Genomic DNA, 18,854 nt, shown 5'->3' with positions numbered 1-18,854 from the left:
GCTATGGATCGATCGCAGCCGACCGAAACGGCGCAGCGAACCCTGCGAACCCACGCATGTTCAAGATTTCCGAGCCCAAAACTCGCCGACGGGTGGGCGTCTTTGCCCCCCCGTGTGCGTCTGTCGTTTCGCTGGGTCCCCGGAAACTATTTGCGCCGCGTCGGCGGTTGCCAGTCATCCCGACTGGTGAGCATCGCCGGCTGGATGACGGCGCCGCGGACCGCGGTGTAATGCTGACGGTTCACCAGTGGCGAGCCGTCCGGTCGACGCTCAACGCGCAGCCCGAGCGAGCGAAGGAACCGCACTTGCGCGGCCCCTTGCTGCAGCGGTCGGCATATCTCCGCTATCTCGTCGCGCGTGAGGTCAGGCGGCGCCCACGCGTGGGGCGTCTCCCGACGCCTGTCCACTGTCATCTGCCGGTCCGCCCAAGCGCGGCTCAGGTCAGCCGCAGTTCGCCTCGTGCCGTGGCTAAGAGGGCATCGTAAGGTTCCATGCCGTCGACGAGGTGCCTTTGGTACTCCACGAGGTAGGAAGCGGCGAGTGTCAATTGCAGCCCCATCGTCACGCCGTTGGGTTGGTCGTCGGGTAAGAGACTTGCTCGATTGCCAAGCCACGACAGCACGTCGGCTGCAGCAGCGAGTCGTTCCAGCGTAGGGATCTTGTCGGCGTCCATCATCAATTTGTCCTCGTGGTATTTCGTGAGTACCGCAGGCACGCGCGCCAGTGCCCGCGGCGCGCTTCGACTTCAAGCGCTCGCAGGGCGCGCACGGTGGGGCGATGCTCGCCATCGTCGTCTGCATCCTCCAACAGATCGATTGCGGCCCCGAGAGCGGCCTCGGCGCTGGCGAACAGCCCGACGGCGCGGAACGGATCATCACGCAGCGCGGCCCAGCCCTCGGCGGACGCATAGCCCGCTGCCGACGCCGATGCGTTTGCGAGCCGGAGCACTGGGCATTCCGTGAAGGGCTCGTAGCTGACGATGCGGCCCTCTTCCGGGGGGAGGTCGCGCCAACACAGTTCGTCGGCTCGCGGCGCGAAACGCTTGATGCCGTCGGCCAGGATGTAGAAAACTGGGGATGCCGGATCGACCGGGCAAGACGTAGACTCGTGGATAGCCATTGCGCACGCTCCTGTTTAGCTGCGAGTGGTCAGAGGGCCCGGGCTGTTGCTGCAGCATCGGGCCTTCGTCTTTGTCTGGGCCGCTATTTAGCGACTGACGGCCACATGATGCCATGCGCTGCGCGTTTGTGTCATTTCTTTTAAACGTAGTGGCAGCGAATGCCGCGCATCTTGCACTACTTTGATTGCCGGCTGGGGGTGTCCGGGGGTCTTTCTCACTGCTCTTCCCTTCCCTCTCTCTTCTTCTCTGTATTTACTGACGCTATGTTGCCGCGATGCTCTGGACCCCCGGACACCCCTGGACAGACAGGCCCCGATAGAACGGTTCCTTCTTGCCGGCCGTGTTGCGGCGCTCGTGCCGTGTGATCTTGCCCGCCAGCGCCGACTTGAGGTCGCGGGCGAATACCGGCTTGGTTGGCAGCATCCCAGTCATTCCCTGGTCCCCCGCCCACATGCGGAACCTCAGGTAGAGCGCGTCGAGCGGCGCCTCGGCCAGCGGCGCCAAGGTGCAGCACTCGCGCACGAAAGCCAGCATCGGCGATGCCAGGTCCGCCAGGTCGCTTGCGGCTTCTTCCGAAGACCGCGGCGGCGCGAAATGCCCCCGAGCGTTGAGGCGCTTCCAGCCCTCAAGGGACCAGTTCAGGATCGCGGGTAGTTCCCCAAGCAGTCGAGCCGTCAGCCCGCGATCCTCGCGGCCATAGAAGGACTCATTCATGGTGAGCACGACGAAGCGCGACGCGAGCGCGCCGGACGAGTCGGCAATCCTTGGCAACTCATTGGTAAGCAGGATGAAGCGGCTGTTGAGCGTCAAAGACACGTGCGGCAGATTCTTGCGATTGATGCCGACCGCATCTTCGCCGCTTATCCGCAGAAGGTTTTCCGCGACGCTCTGCTGGTCGGTCCGTCCGCTGATCCGGGCGTCAGACACTACCGCAGCGAGCTTGCCGATAAGGGGTTGGAGCCCAAACGTCTCGGACAGGCTCGACAGCGATAGGCCATAGACGTTTCGCTTCCCCAATAGCTCTGTAAGTACGCGTGCAATGGTTCCTTTGCCGGATCGCTTCGGACCGACAATGAGAATGATTTTCTGCTGACTCGTGTCAGCCGTGAGCAAGTAGCCGAATACCTCTTGAAGCGTAGAGATTGCCTCGGGATCGTTCGGCCAGATGCTGCGCAAGAAGTGATGCCATTGAAACGGCAGCGGCGCATGCGGATCGTACTTGCAGGGGACGGCATTGAATGTGAAGAGTCGAACGTCCGGCGGATGCAGTTGACCCGTGGGCAAGTGAAGTAGTCCGTTGTCGACTGAAATCAACTCCAGGGGCGTCGGCCCCGTGCTGCCATCGATCCAGCACGGCGGTTCGTGCTGCGCCGTCAAGTTCACTTCGGCTTTCAATGCGTCGACGACCTTGGCAACGCTTGATTGATCGGGCTTGAACGTCAAGCCGTGCCGATCGATGAAGCGGTAAACCTCGGCCTTGACATCATCGTTGGGGAGGTCCTCCCATGCCGCGCCTGCCCAGCGATAGAACACGCTCTGCCAGTAGCGCAGTGCCGGATATCCGCCGGGACCTTGGTAGGCCTTGTCGACGATCGCTCTTGCGCTGTTCAACGGGTCTTTGGCGCTTAGGGTCGTGGTGCGAACCGGCGGTGCCTGGGGCTCCGGTCCCGCCGCTTCTGGCGCAGCGGCCCGCCGCCCGTCGTTGTAAACCTCGCGCTGCAGCGAGCACGCCCGCTCAATGGTGCGCGGCAGGTAATCGGCTCGATCGTCCCACTTCGCCCTACGCATCGCCGAGCGCTCGGCGATGTCACGCATGCGCCCCTGATTGCAACCGGTGTAGTACGCCAAGTGCTGAAAGAGCGCCATGTCGGCCGCGCTGCGGTCGAACGCGTCGCCGGTACCGGGCCACTTGGCGGCCAATGCTGCCTCGTTGCACTCCCACAGGTCGGCGAACGACACGCCCCCGCCGAAAGCAGCGCGGGCCGACTGCGACCGCATCGCGCGCTCGATCAATTCATCATCGCCCTCTGGTCCGCTCCAATCCGCTCGCGGACCAGTGGCCGGCACGTCGACCCCGGCCACTGCATGCGGCTGGAAGTAGCGCGCGATGACAGCGGCGATGCCTGGACAGCTCGACGCCATCTCGCCGACAGCGCCCGAACCAAGCGCAATGAATCGCTTGTCCGAGTACATCTCGCACGAGAGTGCGGTGTTCTTCATCGAGTGCTCGGGAACTGGCCCGAAGCCCCACAGGTGCAAGCCGCGCCCAGACTGCGACACCTCGATCACGCTTCCCGGCAGCGCCTGCCACAGTTCGTTCGCCAGCGGCGACCAGCCCGAGGGCGTCGCGCAGTTGTCGATATCGAGGCACCAGACGTTCGCGGCCTTCGTCAGCACGAACCCGACGCAATGATCGGCCCCGAGGACGCCCGCCACGGCTGCTGCCGTTGTGTAGTCGGTCCAGTTCTGCGGGTCGTGCGCGTCGACGGCGCGCGTCGTCTCGTAGTGGATTGGCAGCTTCAGCGTTTTCCCGTCCGGCTTCGGGGCCAGCTTCACGACGATGAATTGCCGGTACGCGGCGAGCGGCTGCAGCGGCCCGAGGTTTGCCGTAGACATCAGCGACCCGGACCCAATTCGGCATCCCAGCCGCTGCGACGCATAGCCACGCGCACGATGCGGGCCGCCGCTTCGTCGGTTGCCTCGCCATGTGCGGTGCACACGTGGCATATGCGCACGAATAGGCCGAGGAGTGGGAAGGCAAGAGCGGTCCCGCCACGTCGCGCGGTGCTGCCGCTGCAGACGGCGCACGGCGGTTGCGGCGCGTCTAGTTTGTACGTATGATTTGACACGAGTCCCCCAAGACTCTGGTTCGATAGAGGGCCCGCTGTTGTCGCAGCGGGCTTTCGCTTTTCAGGCGGCAGTGCGCGACTGCCGCCACGCGTCGACATCCGAGGCAGGCCATGCAGTGACTCGATCGGCGAGCTTCACCGGCTTGGGGAACTTGCCAGCCCTGACCATGCGCCAAAGTGTGGCGCTGCTGAACGGGAGTAGACCCGTCCGCGCGCTGCGCGTCGGCGTGGCTCGCCGGCCAATGAGCTGGGATTCTCGGTAGTAGAGTGGTTGCGGCATGCTGTGTCTCGTGCTGAAGTGACGAGTCAGTGTTGGCGGGGCGAGCCGCGCAGTCCATCACCGCTATTTCGCTATACCCTCCTCCACGCGATGGGGGTACGGATGGGGGAACTGGTTAGAATCTGCCCGCTAACCCGCGCCAATCCTGACGGTTCTAAAGACACCGCTTCCGCCACCAGCGGGCCCAACGCCGCGTTGGGCATTGACCTCCATGGCAGCACTTCCTCTCAGTTCGTTCGTTGGCTCGGTGATCACGCCGATGATCAAGCTGGTCCTTGTGCTGTCTGCGCTGACCGTTGGCCGCTCAGCCCAGGCGACGGACCCACCTCGATGGATCCCCAGGCTCGTTCAACTGGCACCCACAGGGGATCATTTTCTGGTGACGCTGTGTTGGAATCGCCTGTACTGCCGCCCGTGGAAGTTCAGCACTGCGGAGCGCCACTGGGAGCGAATCTACATTCGCGACGAGGTGGCTGAAGCCTCGTACGACAGCGCAACGTATTCGAAGGACCAGGGCACGATCGCGACCTCTCGACAACTGTGCCCTGAAGGCGCGTGCGACTACCTGAGTTCCGAGCTCGTCCTGATCGACACCGCCACTGGCACGCAAAGGACGATCAAGACATCACTGCCCGCCTTTCTGCCCACCATTGGCGCCGATGGCCAACTGTTCTACTGGGGATTGCGCTCGGCCGCCCAGCAGGTGTCCAAGGGAACGACCCCATACCCGCGGCGCATCCGCCCGGCGGTGATCGCCGCACATGACGTTTTCGTGTACGACCAACGGTCGCAAGCCGATACCCGGATCATCGAGGCCAAGGCGCAATTGCCCCTGGCACCTCCCAAGTTGCTCGCCGACGGTCGTCGCGTTGTCGTCGCGGCGAATCAGATCCGGGGCACGGTCTTGTCTGCCGATCGGCCGATCACCCCGTGGGTCGGATACAACGAGTACTCCACGCTTTCGGCCATTCTCGGCGACGTCCGATCCGGTGAAATGACCTCGTTGGAGCCGCGAGAGGGCCCCGCACGCTTGCTCCTTGACATCGGATGCCGCGACTCCTTCGGGTTGATCGGCGAAAGCGGCGTACTCGTCGTGCACAACATGGCCACCACGGGACGACGGATCGTGGTAGGCGGCAAGCCATTCGGCCCATTGAGTGGGCTCGGCATTTGGAAACACGCCGCATTCAACCCAAGCTGCGACGCCGCGCTCGCCGTCATTGGCGTAACGCTGCTTTGGGTTCGCACCAACGAGTCAGACTCGGCCGACAGGATCACGCTGCCGGACTAGCGCGACCTGTGTGCGTGCGCGTACGCCGATTTCCGGACTTCCGCACCATCGGTCAAAGCAGACCGGCCTGCCGCGCCTGCACAGCATTCGCTACGTCGGGCGACGAACTCAGTGCCGAGACGACGAGCTGGCCCGCTGTGGGTGCAGCTTGTTGAAGTCCGGCCGTTGAAGCCGGTATCCAAGGAGCAGTTCGACGACTTCAGCCGCAACGCCCATCAAGTGCCAGATCCCCCGCAACCACGGGGGCTTCTCCGCTGTAACCACATGCTAGCCTCCGCCCCACTATGAACAGGGGACCGGCCGCAACGATTCGGCCGGAAGGGGAGGAGCGGCGATGGTGCAAGCCAGCCGTGAGGGAGAGCTGCAGGCGTGGCTGCAGCGTGGCGATTGGCCGAGGCTGCAGGCTCACTTCGGGGAGCGCGAGCCGTCCACTGCATTGGAGTACGCGGCACACGCGCTGTTGCTGACACGCGCGCAGCGCACGCCCGAGCGCGGCGCGCGCATCGTCGCCGACTGGCGGCATGCCTGCCGGCTGCAGCCGGGCAACCTGCTGCACTTCGTCAACCTGGCCCAGGCGCTGATCGATGCCGGCGAGAGCGCAGAAGCGTGCACACTGGCCGCCGGCCTGGTGCGCCGGGCACCGCAGGCCTATCCGGCGCTCGAGAAGCTGTGCCTCGCGCTGCAGGCGGCCGGCCGCTGGTCCGAGGCCGCGGATGCCGGGGACCGCGCCGCGCAACTCGCCGCGACCGCCGGCGCCGGCCTGCCCGAACCGATGCAGGCAGCGCGCGCGGCGCTCGCCAGCCGCTGGTGGGAGCCGCAGCCCATCGGCGGCGCGACGCTGCGCCTGCCGCTGTCCGACGACCTGCCCTTCGTGCGCACCGCGTTCAACGACACGGCCTTCATGCCGCGCTTCCACCGCTACCAGCGCGGCGAGGAGCCTGCCGTGCGCGAGTTCGTCGAGCGCGCACAGCGCCCGCCGCGCGAGACGCGCCGCCGCGACTGGATCGTCGTCGACCGCGCCGGCCGCGCCGCCGGCCTGGTGTCGATCGTCGACATCGACTTCCTGAACCGGCGCGGCGAGCTGCTGGTCGGCGTGCCCGACACCGATTACCGCAGCGGTGCCGAAGCGCTGGCCTTGAAGGCCTCGATCGGCGCCATTGCTTTCGCCTTCGATCGGTTGCAGCTCGACAAGCTCGTCAGCTACGTCTACGGCGACAACCCGGTGGCGCAGGCCAACACGCTGCACCTGGGCTTCACACGTGAAGGCCTGCTGCGCAGCCACCTGGCCGACGGGGACCAGCGCATCGACCTGCACGTCAACGGCCTGCTGCGCTCGGAGTTCGACGCCGATGCGCGGCTGCAGCGCATGCGCCGGCGCTGGACATCGACCTGAGCGCCCACCAACCACATCCACCCAACTCCCAACATGAGCGTCCAACCCATGTCGCAAGTCCAGACCGGTTCCACCACGCCGATGCCGTCCGAAGCCGATGACTTCCCGTGGTCCACGCAAACGCCCGGAACCGTGGCGACCGACGGCGTGCCCAGCACCGGCCGCATCGAAATCGCCGGTGACGGCGACATGTTCCAGGTGCTGCTGGTGGCGGGAACGACCTATCGCTTCGCGCTCGACAGCGACGGCGGCGTGGGCGGCCTCGATCCGATGTTGACGCTGCTGGACCCGGCGGGCCAGACGCTGGCGACCGATCGGGATTCGGCGGGGTCGAAGTCCACCGGCGCGCGGCTGACCTTCACGCCGACCAGCACGGGCACCTACTACCTGGGCGCGACGGACGAAGGCGTTGCGACCGGTGCCTACCGCCTCGCGGCGACCGCCGTGGTGGCGCCGGTGCTGACCGGGCTGCTGCCGGCCGACGATGCCGCGGACGTGCCGGTGTGGAGCAACCTGCAGCTGAGCTTCTCCCAGCCGGTGCAAGCCGGACAAGGCGCTGTCGTGCTGCACAACGCAGATGGCAGCGTCGAGCGGACGATTGCGATCTCCGATCACACGCAGGTCAACTTCAGCGGCAACGCGCTGACCATCAACCCGACGGGCAATCTCGTGGGGGACCGCGGCTACTACCTGACCATCGACGCGGGTGCGATCGTCAGCCTGGACGGCGTGCCGTTCGCCGGCCTCGCCGGCTCGACGGCCTACAACTTCAGGACGCTGGCGGCGACCGACGACTATCCGGCCATTGCGCCGGGCCAGGTCACCCTGAACGGCAGCGCCGCGACGGGACACATCGAGGTCCTCGGCGACACCGACGACTTCGCCGTGCAGCTGCAGGCCGGCAACGTCTACAGCTTCGCGCTCGACCGCTCGGCCGGCGAAACGGGGCTCGATCCGATGCTGTCGCTCGTCGACCCGGCGGGCCAGGTCGTGGCGAGCGATCTCGACAGCGGCGGCTCGAAGACAGGAACGGCGCAGATCGTGAACTTCACGCCGGCGACCAGCGGCCTGTACTACCTGAGAGCCGCCGACGAGGCCGGCGGCACAGGCACCTATCGGTTGGACGCCCTTGACCACGGCGCATCGCGGCCCGACGACCATACCCATCTGTTCGACACCAGCGCAGTGCTGACGACCGACGGCGTCGCTGCCACGGGCAGCATCGAGCGGGCGCACGACACCGACATGTTCAAGGTGAGCCTGAGCGCCGGAACGCGCTACACCTTCACGCTGGCGGGCGACAGCAATGGCCTGCAGTCACCCCACCTTCTGCTGTGGCCACCGCATGCCGATGGATCCAGCGCCGTCCTCCAGAGCGCCAGCGGCACGGGCAGCGTCAGCATCGCCTACACGGCCACCGTCGATGGCGACTACTACGTGGCCGCCGACGGCGCCGGCCTCGCCGGCGGCGGCTACAGCTTGACGGCCACCGGCATCGAGGTGCCCATCCTGGTCGGCACCACGCCGGCCGACGATGCCGCCGACGTGCCGGTGTCGAGCAACCTGCGATTGACCTTCTCGCAGCCCGTGACCGCGGGCCAGGGCACGATCGACCTGGTCCACGCCAACGGTAACGTGGCCCTCTCGATCCCCGCCAGCGACAGCTCACAGATCAGCTTCGACGGCAGCACCGTGACCCTCGATCCGCCCGGCGACTTGCAACCCGGCCGCGGCTACTACATCCGCATCCAGCCGGGCGCCATCGTCGGCACCAACGGCGCAGCCTTCGCCGGACTCGATGACCCGACGCGCTTCAACTTCACGACGGCCGGCTCGCCCCCGCCGGCCGACGACTACCCTTGGTCGACCGGCACCACGGGCCAGGTGGCGACCGACGGCACGCCGAGCACCGGCACGATCGAAGTCGCCGGCGACAGCGACATGTTCCGAGTGCCGTTGCAGGCGGGCCAGACCTACGTCTTCAAGCTCGAGAGCGACGGCAGCGCCGGCGGGCTCGATCCGCTGCTGACGCTGCTCAATCCGGCGGGCAAGACCGTGGCCACCGACACCGACAGCGGCGGCTCGACGAACGGCGCCGCGCGCATCACCTACACCGCGCCGACGACGGGCACCTACTACCTCGGCGCCACCGACGAAACCAACACCGCCACCGGCGGCTACCGCGTCTTCGCGACGGCGGCGACGGCGCCGACGCTGACCGACATGTCGCCGGCCGATGACGCGACCGGCGTCCCGGTCGACGCCAACCTGACGCTGACCTTCTCGCAGCCGGTCCAGGCCGGCAATGGCGCGATCGTGGTCTACCGGGCGGACGGCAGCGGCTCGCACTGGATGGCCGCGAGCGACACGACGCAGGTGCAGTTCAACGGCAACAGCGTGACGATCAACCCGGCGGCCGACCTGCTCGCCGGCCGCGACTACTTCGTCGGCATCGACACCGGCGCGATCGTCGGCAGCGACGGCGCCGCCTTCGCCGGCCTCGGCGGCACGAGCGCCTACAACTTCAGCACCGCGGCGCCGGCCGACGACTACCCGTGGTCGACCAGCACCCCGGGCCAGGTCGCGACCGACGGCACGTCCAGCACCGGGCGGATCCAGTTCGCCGGGGATGGCGACATGTTCGCGGTGCAGCTGCAGGCCGGCCAGAGCTATGTGTTCAAGCTCGAGAGCGACGGCAGCGCCGGCGGGTTCGATCCGCTGCTGACGCTGCTCGATCCGTCGGGCGTGACGCTGGCCATCGACTACGACGGCGGCGGCTCCAAGGACGGCACAGCGCGGCTGAGCTACACCGCGCCGACGACCGGCACCTACTACCTCGGCGCCGCCGATGAGGGCAGCGCCATTGGAGGCTACCGGCTGACGGCGGGCGCGACGCCGCTCCTGACCAGCGTGTCGCCCGCCGATGACGCGACCGACGTCCCGGTGTCGAGCAACCTGCAGCTGACGTTCTCGCAACCCGTGATGGCGGGCCAGGGGTGGATCCGTCTGCACAACGGCGATGGCAGCGTCGCGCGCTCGATCTGGTCCGGCGACACGGCGCAGGTCCAGGTCAACGGCAACACCGTAACGATCGACCCGAGCAGCGACCTGACGCCCGGCCAGGCCTACTACCTCACCATCGACGCGGGGGCGTTCGTCGGCACGAGCGGCTTGCCGTTCGCCGGGCTCAGCGATCCGACGGCACACAACTTCCACACCCTGGCCGTGGCAGACGACTTCCCGTGGGCGACGAGCACGGCGGGCGTGGTCACGGTCGACAGCGCGGCGACCCGCGGGCGCATCGAGATGCCCGACGACGCCGACATGTTCGCGGTGCAACTGCAGCAGGGCGTCACGTACACCTTCACGCTGGCGAAGGACGCCGCCAGCCCGGGCAACTTGAATCCGCAGTTGCTCCTGCTCAATTCGGCGGGCCAGCAGGAGCGCATCGCCTTCGACACCTTCGGCTCGAAGGCTTCCACCGACGCGCAGATCCACTACACGCCCACGACCAGCGGCACCTACTACCTCGGCGCGATGGATGAAGGCCGTGGATTCGGGGCCTACCAGCTGTCGGCCACCAGCAGCACCGTGCCCTTCCTCGTCGGCGCTCAACCGGCCGACAACTCGACCGGCTACTTCGAGTGGGGGAGCCTAGCGCTGAGGTTCAGCGAGCCAGTATTCCCGGGCCAGGGCGACATCGTCCTCTACGCCAATGGCGTCGCACAACGGACGATTCCGGTCACCGACCCGGCGCAGCTCCTTGTTTCCGGCGAATTCGTCTTCATGGTTCCGCGCTTCGAGCTTGCGCCGGGCACGGCCTATCACATCGGCATCTCCCCAGGCGCCTTCGTCGACGCGACGGGCAATGCGTTTGCCGGCCTGACCACGACGGATGCGCTCAACTTCACCACGCGCACGATCCCGGGCGATGACTTTGCGTCCAATCCCGAAGGCGCGGCCGTGCTGCCAATCGGCGGCACGCGCAGCGGCCACATCGACGACTACAGCGATCGCGACCTGTTCCGCGTCGACCTGGTCGCGGGCCGCAGCTACACGTTCAGCGTGCAGGCCGACGCCGGCCATCCGGAGCTGGGCGTGCAGGTTGACAACGGCATCCATCCGTTCACGTTCGTCGAATACATCGGCGGCACGTCGACCTACCGTCTCCACGTGACCGCAGCGACCAGCGGCGCGCACTACCTGAAGGCCAGCAACTGGACTTACGACCCGAACGACAGCACCCATAACAACTACCAGGTGGCGGCCGTTGCAATCACCGACGACTTCCTGGCGAGCGCCGGTACCACCGGCCGCCTGGCCTTGAACGGGGCGGCCAGCCGCGGCGAGATCCAGTCGCCGGCCGATGCCGACCGCTTCAAGGTGGCGCTGACGGCGGGGCGGATGTACCACATCGACCTGTCCGGGCTCGACGCCCCGCTCGATACCCGCCTTGGGGTCTACAACGAAGCCGGCATGCTGTTGGCGGGGAATCACCAGGGCCTCGGCTTCGCGGCAGGGACGACCCACGTCACGTTCATTGCACCGTCGACCGGCAACTACTTCGTCGAGGCTGCCACTGAGAACGGCGCGACCGGGCGCTACCAGGTCCGCGCCAGCACGGCGACCGACACGGTTCCGGCCGCCTGGACGACGCCGGCCAGCGTCACAGTCGACGCCGGCCCGCGCCTCGGCCACCTCGAGTTCACCGGCGACGCGGACTTCTACAAGGTCGACCTGACGGCCGGGGTCAAGTACGACTTCGAGCTGCTGCGCGCCGGCGAGGTGCTGGCGCCCGACCTGCGCCTGGCGCTCTACAGCCCGACGAAAGCCCAGTTGGTCGCCAACGACGGCGGCTCGAAGGCCGATCCGCAGTTCAGCTACACGCCGACGACCAGCGGCACGTACTACCTGCGCGCCAGCGACGTCGCCAACGGCATCGGCAGCTACGCGATCGCCGTCGACAAGGCCGATGTCGCGGGCCCGGTCGTGGCCCAGCTCGATCCCGTCGATGGCGGCGTGATCTCGCGCACCGACGACTTCGTGATCCGCTTCGATGGCGCCATCCTGCCCGGCACGGGCAGCATCGTGCTGCGCAGCAGCTCGGGCGCCGCCGTGGCCAGCTACGACATCGCCGACTACAGCCATGTCTGGTTCAACGGGAGTACCTTGACCCTCCACACCGGCATCGAGCTTGCGGCGGCGAGCGACTTCTACATGGAGATCGGCGCAGGCACATTGCGTGACAGCGCCGGCAATGCGTTCGCCGGCCTGGTGGGTTCCAGCGCATACAACTTCACGACCGCCACCGACGACCACGACGCGCGAGGCGCCAACCTCGCTGCGCTCTCCGTCGGCGGCAGTGCCGTCAGCGGCGCGATCGAGGTGGCGAACGACGTCGATCGCTTCAAGCTCGACCTCGTCGCAGGCCAGACGATCCAGATCCTGCTCACGGAGACCAGCGACTCCCACGGCAGCGTGACGCTGTTCACGCCCGATCTGGGTTGGTTGAGCCAGGCGAACGGATGGCTCACCTACAAGGCGCTCAACACCGGTACGCACTACCTCGACATCGCGTTGGCCGACGAAAAGACCGGCAGCTACACCGTCGAGGTCGACCTGGCCCCGGGCAGCGGGTCCGCCTCGGCCGCGGTCGAGCTGGTCGGACAGGCGACCGGCGAGGCCGCTACCTGGTTCGACCACGGCGCGTGACGCCGGATCCGGGGACGGGTTCACGCCCTCCCGCATCCGCCCAACTCCCAACATGAGCGTCCAACCCATGTCGCAAGTCCTGCCCGGTTCCACCCCACCCGCCGCCGGGCTTCCGCTGGCAGCCGGCGCAGCCGATGATCATCCCGACACCACCGGCGACAACGTCACCATCGCCATCGGTGGCGCAGCGCAGCCCGGCGTCATCGGTGTCGCTGGCGACATCGATCGCTTCCGCGTCGAACTCGGCGCCGGCCAGCGCTACCGCTTCCAGCTCGAGGGCGCGCTGTACACCTCGGAACTGGTTCTTCGCGACAGCAACGGTTCGAGCATCGCCAGAGACACGAGCGGTAGCAAGTACGGGCCCACCCAGATCGACTTCACCGCGCCGAGCAGCGGTACCTACTACCTGGACGCCGCAGGCCCCGGCCGCGAGACCGGCAATTACACGGTGCGGGCCAGCCTCACATCGCCCACCGTGGTGACGCCCCCGCCCGATCCGGTCACGCCGGCCGACGACTACCCCGCCTCGAGCAGCACGAACGGCGTGGTGATCCCCAACGGCCCGTCTGCCTCGGGCCAACTCGAGCGGTGGGGCGACGTCGACTACTTCAAGGTGGTGCTCGAAGCCAATGCCACTTACGACTTCTCGCTGCAGGGCATCGGCGGCACGGCCCTGCAGGACACCTTCCTGCGCGTGCACGCCGACGACAACCGCGAGCTGGCGTCCGACGACGACGGCGCAGGCACCAAGAAGGGCGGCTCGCGGCTCAGCTTCACGGCCCCGGCCAGCGGCACCTACTACCTCGAGGTGTCCAGCGATGTCGGCCAAGTCGGCGGCTACAGCCTCAGCGCGACGCATGACGACTTCCCGGCCAGCAGCGCAACAGCGGGCGTCGTGAGGGTGGATGGCCCCGCCGTCAGCGGCGCGCTCGAACGCCCGGGCGACTCCGACTGGCTGCGTCTCGACCTGCGCGCCGGCGTGCTGATCCAGCTTGGGATGGAAGGTCTCTCGAGAGACGTGGTCAGCCTGCTCGTGCAGACGCCGACCGGGGACGCGAGCTACGGCCTCGATGCCGTCACCAGGGAGCCGCTGAGCTACCTGCCCCCCGTCGACGGCAGCTACTACCTCATCGTGAGTCCCTGGGGCGGCAATGCCACCGGCAGCTACAGCCTGAGCGCCACGACTGTTCCGGACGACCATCCCTCTTCGATGGCGACGACGGGGACCGTGATAACCAACGGCGCCAAGAGCACGGGGCGGATCGACGCACCGGCGGACACCGACTTCTTCAAGGTCGCCCTCGTCGGCGGCACGTCGTACAGGTTCTCGCTCGCCGGCACGGATTCGTCGCTCGATACCTACCTGCGCCTGCTGGGGCCTGATGGCAGCGAGCTCGCCGCCAACGACGACGCCGGTAGCAAGAGCAGTAGCTCGGCGCTCACGTTCATGGCCCCGAGCACCGGCACCTACTACCTGGAGGCCTCCGGGAACGGCCGGCTCACCGGCGGCTACCAGCTGTCGGCCGTGACCGCGCTGTCGGTCATCGAGGCCACACCCGTGAACGGTGCCACCGACGTCGCCCGTTCTGCCAACCTGGTGCTGAGCTTCGACCGGCCGGTGCAGTCCCACCTCGGCTTCGTCAACATCCAGACCTCGCCCGATGGCGGCATCGTCCAGCGCATTTCGATCAGCGACACCAGCCAGGTCAGCATCACCGGCCCGCTCGTCACCATCAACCCCGCGCAGGACCTGGCAGCCGGCATCCGCTACTACGTCAGCATCGACAACGGGGCGCTGAAGGACGCCGACGGCAACCGGTCGGTGGGCATGGAGCATGGCCAGGCGCTGACTTTCAGCACGCTGGCGGGCAACCGCGCCCCCATCGCTGCGGACCACGCCTTGGCGGCGACGCAAGGTCTCACGACGACCGGCCGCCTGCCCGCCGCGCTGGATGCCGATGCGGACAGCACCAGCTACCTGATCCATGAGCACCCGCGGCACGGCTGGCTGGTCCTCGAGGCCGATGGCCGCTACACCTACGAAGCCGCCATCGCCTCCACCGGCAGCGATCAGTTCCGCTTCAGCGTCAAGGACAGCCAGGGCGGCAGCAACGTCTACACCGCCACCGTCAACGTGGCCGCGCTGCCCGTCGTGCAGGGCACGGCGCAGGCCGAGACGCTGGCCGCGGCCCCCGGCTCCAAGCGCTACCTGGCGCTCGAGGGCAACGACCGCGTCGCCACCGGGCCGGGCCGCGATGTCGTCGACGGCGGCGCCGGCACCGACACCGTGGTCGTGGCCGTCGCGCGCGGCGCGGCCACGCTGCAGCGGCATCTCGACGGCGGCTGGACCGTGGGCACCGCGCCGGCGGACACCGACCATCTGATCGGCGTCGAACGCCTGCAGTTCAGCGACCGCAGCACGGCGCTGGACCTCGGCGGCGCCGCGGGCCAGGTCGCACGCGTGGTCGGCGCGGTCTTCGGCACGACGCAGCTCGACAATGCCGCGCTGGTGGGCCGTTATCTCGCACTGGCCGACACCGGTGCCGGTGGCGAGGAACTCGTCACGCGCGCACTCGCCGATCCGCTGTTCCTGTCGCTGGCGGGCTCGCGCTCGAACGACGCCGTGGTCGGCCACGTCTACGCCAACCTCGTCGGTCACGCCGCGGCGCCAACGGAAGTCGCCTACTTCAGCAGCCTGATCACAGGCGGCGCGTACACCCAGGCCTCGCTGCTGTGGTGGGCCGCTGGCCTGGACCTGACGGCGCAGCGCATCGGCCTGACCGGCCTGGCCGCCGAAGGCCTCGATTTCCTGCCCGGCTGAAGCGCCTGCGGACGGGGGCGGGCACTTCGCCCCCGGCAAAATCGTCCAGCTTTCACGCCCGGGCTCGTTCCACGTTCCCGCCGCGCCCGACTTGACCGATAAAGAGATGCCGGCGGGTCCGCGCCCCGCCGCACGCGCCCGAGGGAGGATTCGCGCAATGGCAATTGCAAACTGGACCCAGGCCCAGGTCCTGTCCCAGCTGAATTCCGGCTACAAGTGGTCCGGCAGCACGATCACCTACTCGTTCCCGACCAGCGCCGGCGGCCTGTACTCGCAGGGCGAGGCGGCGGGCTTTCGCAGCGTCAATGCCTCGCGGCAGACCGTGCTGGCGCTGGCGCTGACCGCCTGGGACGAACTGATCGCGCCCACCCTCGCGCAGGGCAGCGGGTCGACGAACATCGAGTTCGGCTACACCAGCACCGACATCGGCTACGCCCACGCCTACCTGCCCACCCTCGGCAGCGTGTGGTTCAACGTCACCGAGTCCGATCTCGTCAGCCCGGTGGTCGGCGGCTACGGCTTCGACACCTTCCTGCACGAGATCGGCCACGCCCTGGGCCTCGAGCACATGGGCGACTACAACGGCGCCGGCGGCTGGTCGCCGTCGTCGTACCAGGACACCGAGGTGCTGTCGGTGATGTCGTACTTCGGTCCGCGCAACGCCTCGGCGCTGTACTCGCCCGACGTGATGCAGGCCGACTGGACCGACGGCAACGGCAACACCTGGGCGCCGCAGACGCCGATGCTCAACGACATCATGGCGATCCAGGCCATCTACGGCGCGTCGACGACGACGCGCAGCGGCAGCACGGTGTACGGCTTCAACAGCAACATCACCGGCAGCCTGGGCGCGATCTACGACTTCAGCCGCAACGCCCATCCGGTGCTGACGATCTTCGACTCCGGCGGCCTGGACACGCTGAACTTCAGCGGCTTCAACAGCGCCAGCGTCATCGACCTGCGGGGCGGCGGCTTCTCGTCGGCCAACAGCATGACGAACAACGTCGCGATCAGCTACGACACGGTGATCGAGGACGCGGTGGGCGGCGCGGGCAACGACACGATCACCGGCAATGCCGCCTCGAACCAGCTGATCGGCGGTTCGGGCAACGACCAGCTCGACGGTCTCGGCGGCGATGACACGCTGATCGGCGGCGCCGGCAACGACACGCTCGACGGCGGCGACGGCAGCGCCGACACCGCGGTGTTCGACGGCACCGCATCGTCGTACACGATCACCGTGTCCGGCAGCACCGTGACGCTGAACGGCCCGAGCGGCGTCGACCGCGCCACCAACATCGAGCGCTTCCGCTTCGCTGACGTCACGCGGCTGCTGGCCGAGCTGATTCCCGGCGCCGACAGCGCGGCACCGCAGCTGCAATCGCGCAGCCCGGCCGACGGCGCGACCGCGGTGACGATCGGCGCGAACCTCGTGCTGAGCTTCAACGAAGCGGTGCGCGCCGGCAGCGGGAACATCAACATCCACGCGGCCGACGGCACCCTGCTGCGCAGCATCGCGGCGAGCGACAGCCTGCAGCTGAGCTTCAGCGGCAACAGCGTGATCATCGATCCGGCCGCCAACCTGCCCGCCTCACGCGGCGTCTATGTCACCGTGGCCGCGGGCGCGCTGGCCGACCTGGCCGGCAACCCCTTCGCCGGCTGGAGCGATGCGGCGAGCTGGAACTTCAGCACCTCCAGCGTCGACAGCAGCGCGCCGCGCATCGTCGCTTTCAGCCCGGCCGACGAGGGCAGCAAGGTGGCGCTGAACGCCAACCTGGTGATCGAGTTCGACGAGACCGTGTCGGTCGGCAGCGGCAACATCGTGATCCAGCGCGGCGGCCAGCCGGCGATCAACATCGCCGTGACCGACAGCGCGCAGGTGAAGCTCGACGGCAACAAGGTCACGATCGACCCGACAGCGGCCTTCGCGAACGGCGCGTCCTACACCGTCAGCATCGACGGCGGCGCATTCCGCGACGCCCCGGGCAATGCCTTTGCCGGCCTGGGCGGCAACGGCGCGTGGAATTTCAGCACCACCGCACCGATCGCCGGCGACGATTTCTCGATGGGCGTCGACAGCACCGGCGTGCTGCCCACCAGCGGCAGCTTCGTCAGCGGGCGCATCGACGCGGCCGACGACGGCGACATGTTCAAGGTCGAGCTGGTCGCCGGCACGCTCTATCGCTTCGACATGCTGGCCGGCAGCGCGGCGGTCGATCCCTACCTGGTGCTGTACGGCCCGCAGCCCGAGCTGCAGCTGATCGCCACCGACAACGACAGCGGCAGCGCCGACGACGCGCAGCTGCACTTCACGCCCACCACCAGCGGCAGCTACTACGTCGTGGCCTCGGACAACGGCGGCGCCACCGGCAGCTACGGCATCTCGGCCGGCAAGCCCACCGACGACTACCTCGCCTCCACCGCCACCAGCGGCGTGTTGCAGACCAACGGGTCGTTCACTTTCGGCGTTATCACCGCGCCGACCGACAGCGACATGTTCGCGCTGAGCCTCTCGGCCGGCGCGAACTACACCATCGATCTGCAGCGCGTCACCGACGGCCTGGCCAACCCCTACCTGATGCTGTTCGACGGCCAGGGCAAGCTGCTGGCCTTCGACGACGACAGCGGCGGACAGGGCAATGCGCGCCTGAGTTTCACGCCGGCGACCGCCGGCACCTACTACGTCAGCGCCGCGGATGTCGCCACCGGCATGGGCGGCTACCGGCTGAGTGCCGCGAACCAACCGGTGGTGCGCGGCAGCGCCGCCGCCGACGTGCTCGGCGGCAGCAGCGGCAACGACCTGATCGACGGCGGCGCCGGCATCGACCGCGTCGTCTACGCCGGCGCGCGTTCGGCATTCACGCTGCAGCACGACGACACGGGCTGGACCGTCAACGACAGCCGCGGGCTCGAAGGCCGCGACCTGCTGCAGGGCATCGAGCGCCTGCAGTTCGCAGACACCCGGCTGGCGCTCGACCTCGACGGCCATGCCGGTGAAGTCGCCCGGCTGCTCGGCGTCGTGTTCGGTCCGGCGGCGGTGCACAACGCCGCTTATGCCGGCATCGGCCTGAGCCTGCTCGACGGCGGCATGACCCCGCAGGCGCTGACCCAGCTGGCGCTCGACGCGCGCCTGGGCGCCGGCGCCAGCCACGCGGCGGTGGTCGAGCTGCTGTACACGAACCTGGTCGGCTCGCCGCCGCCCGCCGCCGCGCTGAGCCTCTACACCGGCTGGCTCGCCAACGGCAGCTTCACGCCGATCACGCTGGCGCAGCTGGCTGGCGTGCAGGAGCAGAACCTGCTGAACATCGATTTCGCCGGGCTGGTGGCGGGCGGTCTCGGCTACAGCTGATCCTCCCTGCCGCGAAAGCGGCAATCCCAAGAGCGTGGG

The 18,854-nt window shown here is 67.9% G+C and carries 10 protein-coding genes; 5 read left to right on the top strand and 5 right to left on the bottom strand.

Going from position 1 to position 18,854, the window contains the following annotated elements; translation table 11 throughout:
* Positions 1–146 precede the first annotated feature (146 nt).
* The 5 genes from HLB44_RS38385 to HLB44_RS37975 form a co-directional block, all read right to left on the bottom strand.
* Positions 147–413, bottom strand: a complete 267-nt coding sequence (locus tag HLB44_RS38385; protein ID WP_173129241.1) for a DUF4224 domain-containing protein — start codon at positions 411–413, stop codon at positions 147–149.
* Between the two features lie 23 nt (positions 414–436).
* A complete protein-coding gene (locus HLB44_RS25430) occupies positions 437–673 on the bottom strand; it encodes a hypothetical protein (RefSeq protein WP_173129236.1) in 237 nt (78 codons plus the stop codon).
* Positions 674–675: 2 nt separating this feature from the next.
* Positions 676–1,119 carry a hypothetical protein gene (locus HLB44_RS25425; RefSeq protein WP_173129233.1) on the bottom strand — a complete coding sequence of 148 codons (444 nt, stop codon included), beginning with the start codon at positions 1,117–1,119 and terminating at the stop codon, positions 676–678.
* 262 nt (positions 1,120–1,381) lie between these two features.
* Positions 1,382–3,736, bottom strand: coding sequence for a phage/plasmid primase, P4 family (locus HLB44_RS25420; RefSeq protein ID WP_173129230.1), 2,355 nt, complete (start codon positions 3,734–3,736; stop codon positions 1,382–1,384).
* 294 nt (positions 3,737–4,030) lie between these two features.
* A complete protein-coding gene (locus tag HLB44_RS37975; protein ID WP_173129227.1) occupies positions 4,031–4,249 on the bottom strand; it encodes a helix-turn-helix transcriptional regulator in 219 nt (72 codons plus the stop codon).
* Between the two features lie 211 nt (positions 4,250–4,460).
* Between HLB44_RS37975 and HLB44_RS25410 the strand changes: the two genes are divergently transcribed.
* The 5 genes from HLB44_RS25410 (at position 4,461) to HLB44_RS25390 (ending at position 18,815) form a co-directional block, all read left to right on the top strand.
* The gene (locus HLB44_RS25410; protein WP_173129224.1) at positions 4,461–5,540 is read left to right on the top strand and encodes a hypothetical protein; all 1,080 of its coding nucleotides are present in this window, start codon (positions 4,461–4,463) and stop codon (positions 5,538–5,540) included.
* Positions 5,541–5,874: 334 nt separating this feature from the next.
* Positions 5,875–6,933 carry a GNAT family N-acetyltransferase gene (locus HLB44_RS25405; protein WP_173129221.1) on the top strand — a complete coding sequence of 353 codons (1,059 nt, stop codon included), beginning with the start codon at positions 5,875–5,877 and terminating at the stop codon, positions 6,931–6,933.
* A 33-nt stretch (positions 6,934–6,966) separates the two neighbouring features.
* Positions 6,967–12,645, top strand: a complete 5,679-nt coding sequence (locus HLB44_RS25400; protein ID WP_173129218.1) for an Ig-like domain-containing protein — start codon at positions 6,967–6,969, stop codon at positions 12,643–12,645.
* A 67-nt stretch (positions 12,646–12,712) separates the two neighbouring features.
* Positions 12,713–15,466, top strand: coding sequence for a pre-peptidase C-terminal domain-containing protein (locus HLB44_RS25395; protein ID WP_173129215.1), 2,754 nt, complete (start codon positions 12,713–12,715; stop codon positions 15,464–15,466).
* Between the two features lie 157 nt (positions 15,467–15,623).
* Positions 15,624–18,815, top strand: a complete 3,192-nt coding sequence (locus tag HLB44_RS25390) for an Ig-like domain-containing protein (RefSeq protein WP_173129212.1) — start codon at positions 15,624–15,626, stop codon at positions 18,813–18,815.
* Positions 18,816–18,854: the final 39 nt, after the last annotated feature.

It is taken from the genome of Pseudaquabacterium terrae, assembly GCF_013266755.1.
Classification (GTDB): domain Bacteria; phylum Pseudomonadota; class Gammaproteobacteria; order Burkholderiales; family Burkholderiaceae_C; genus Pseudaquabacterium; species Pseudaquabacterium terrae.
Note: the sequence above shows the minus strand (reverse complement) of the source record. Positions and strands in the feature narration are given on the sequence as shown.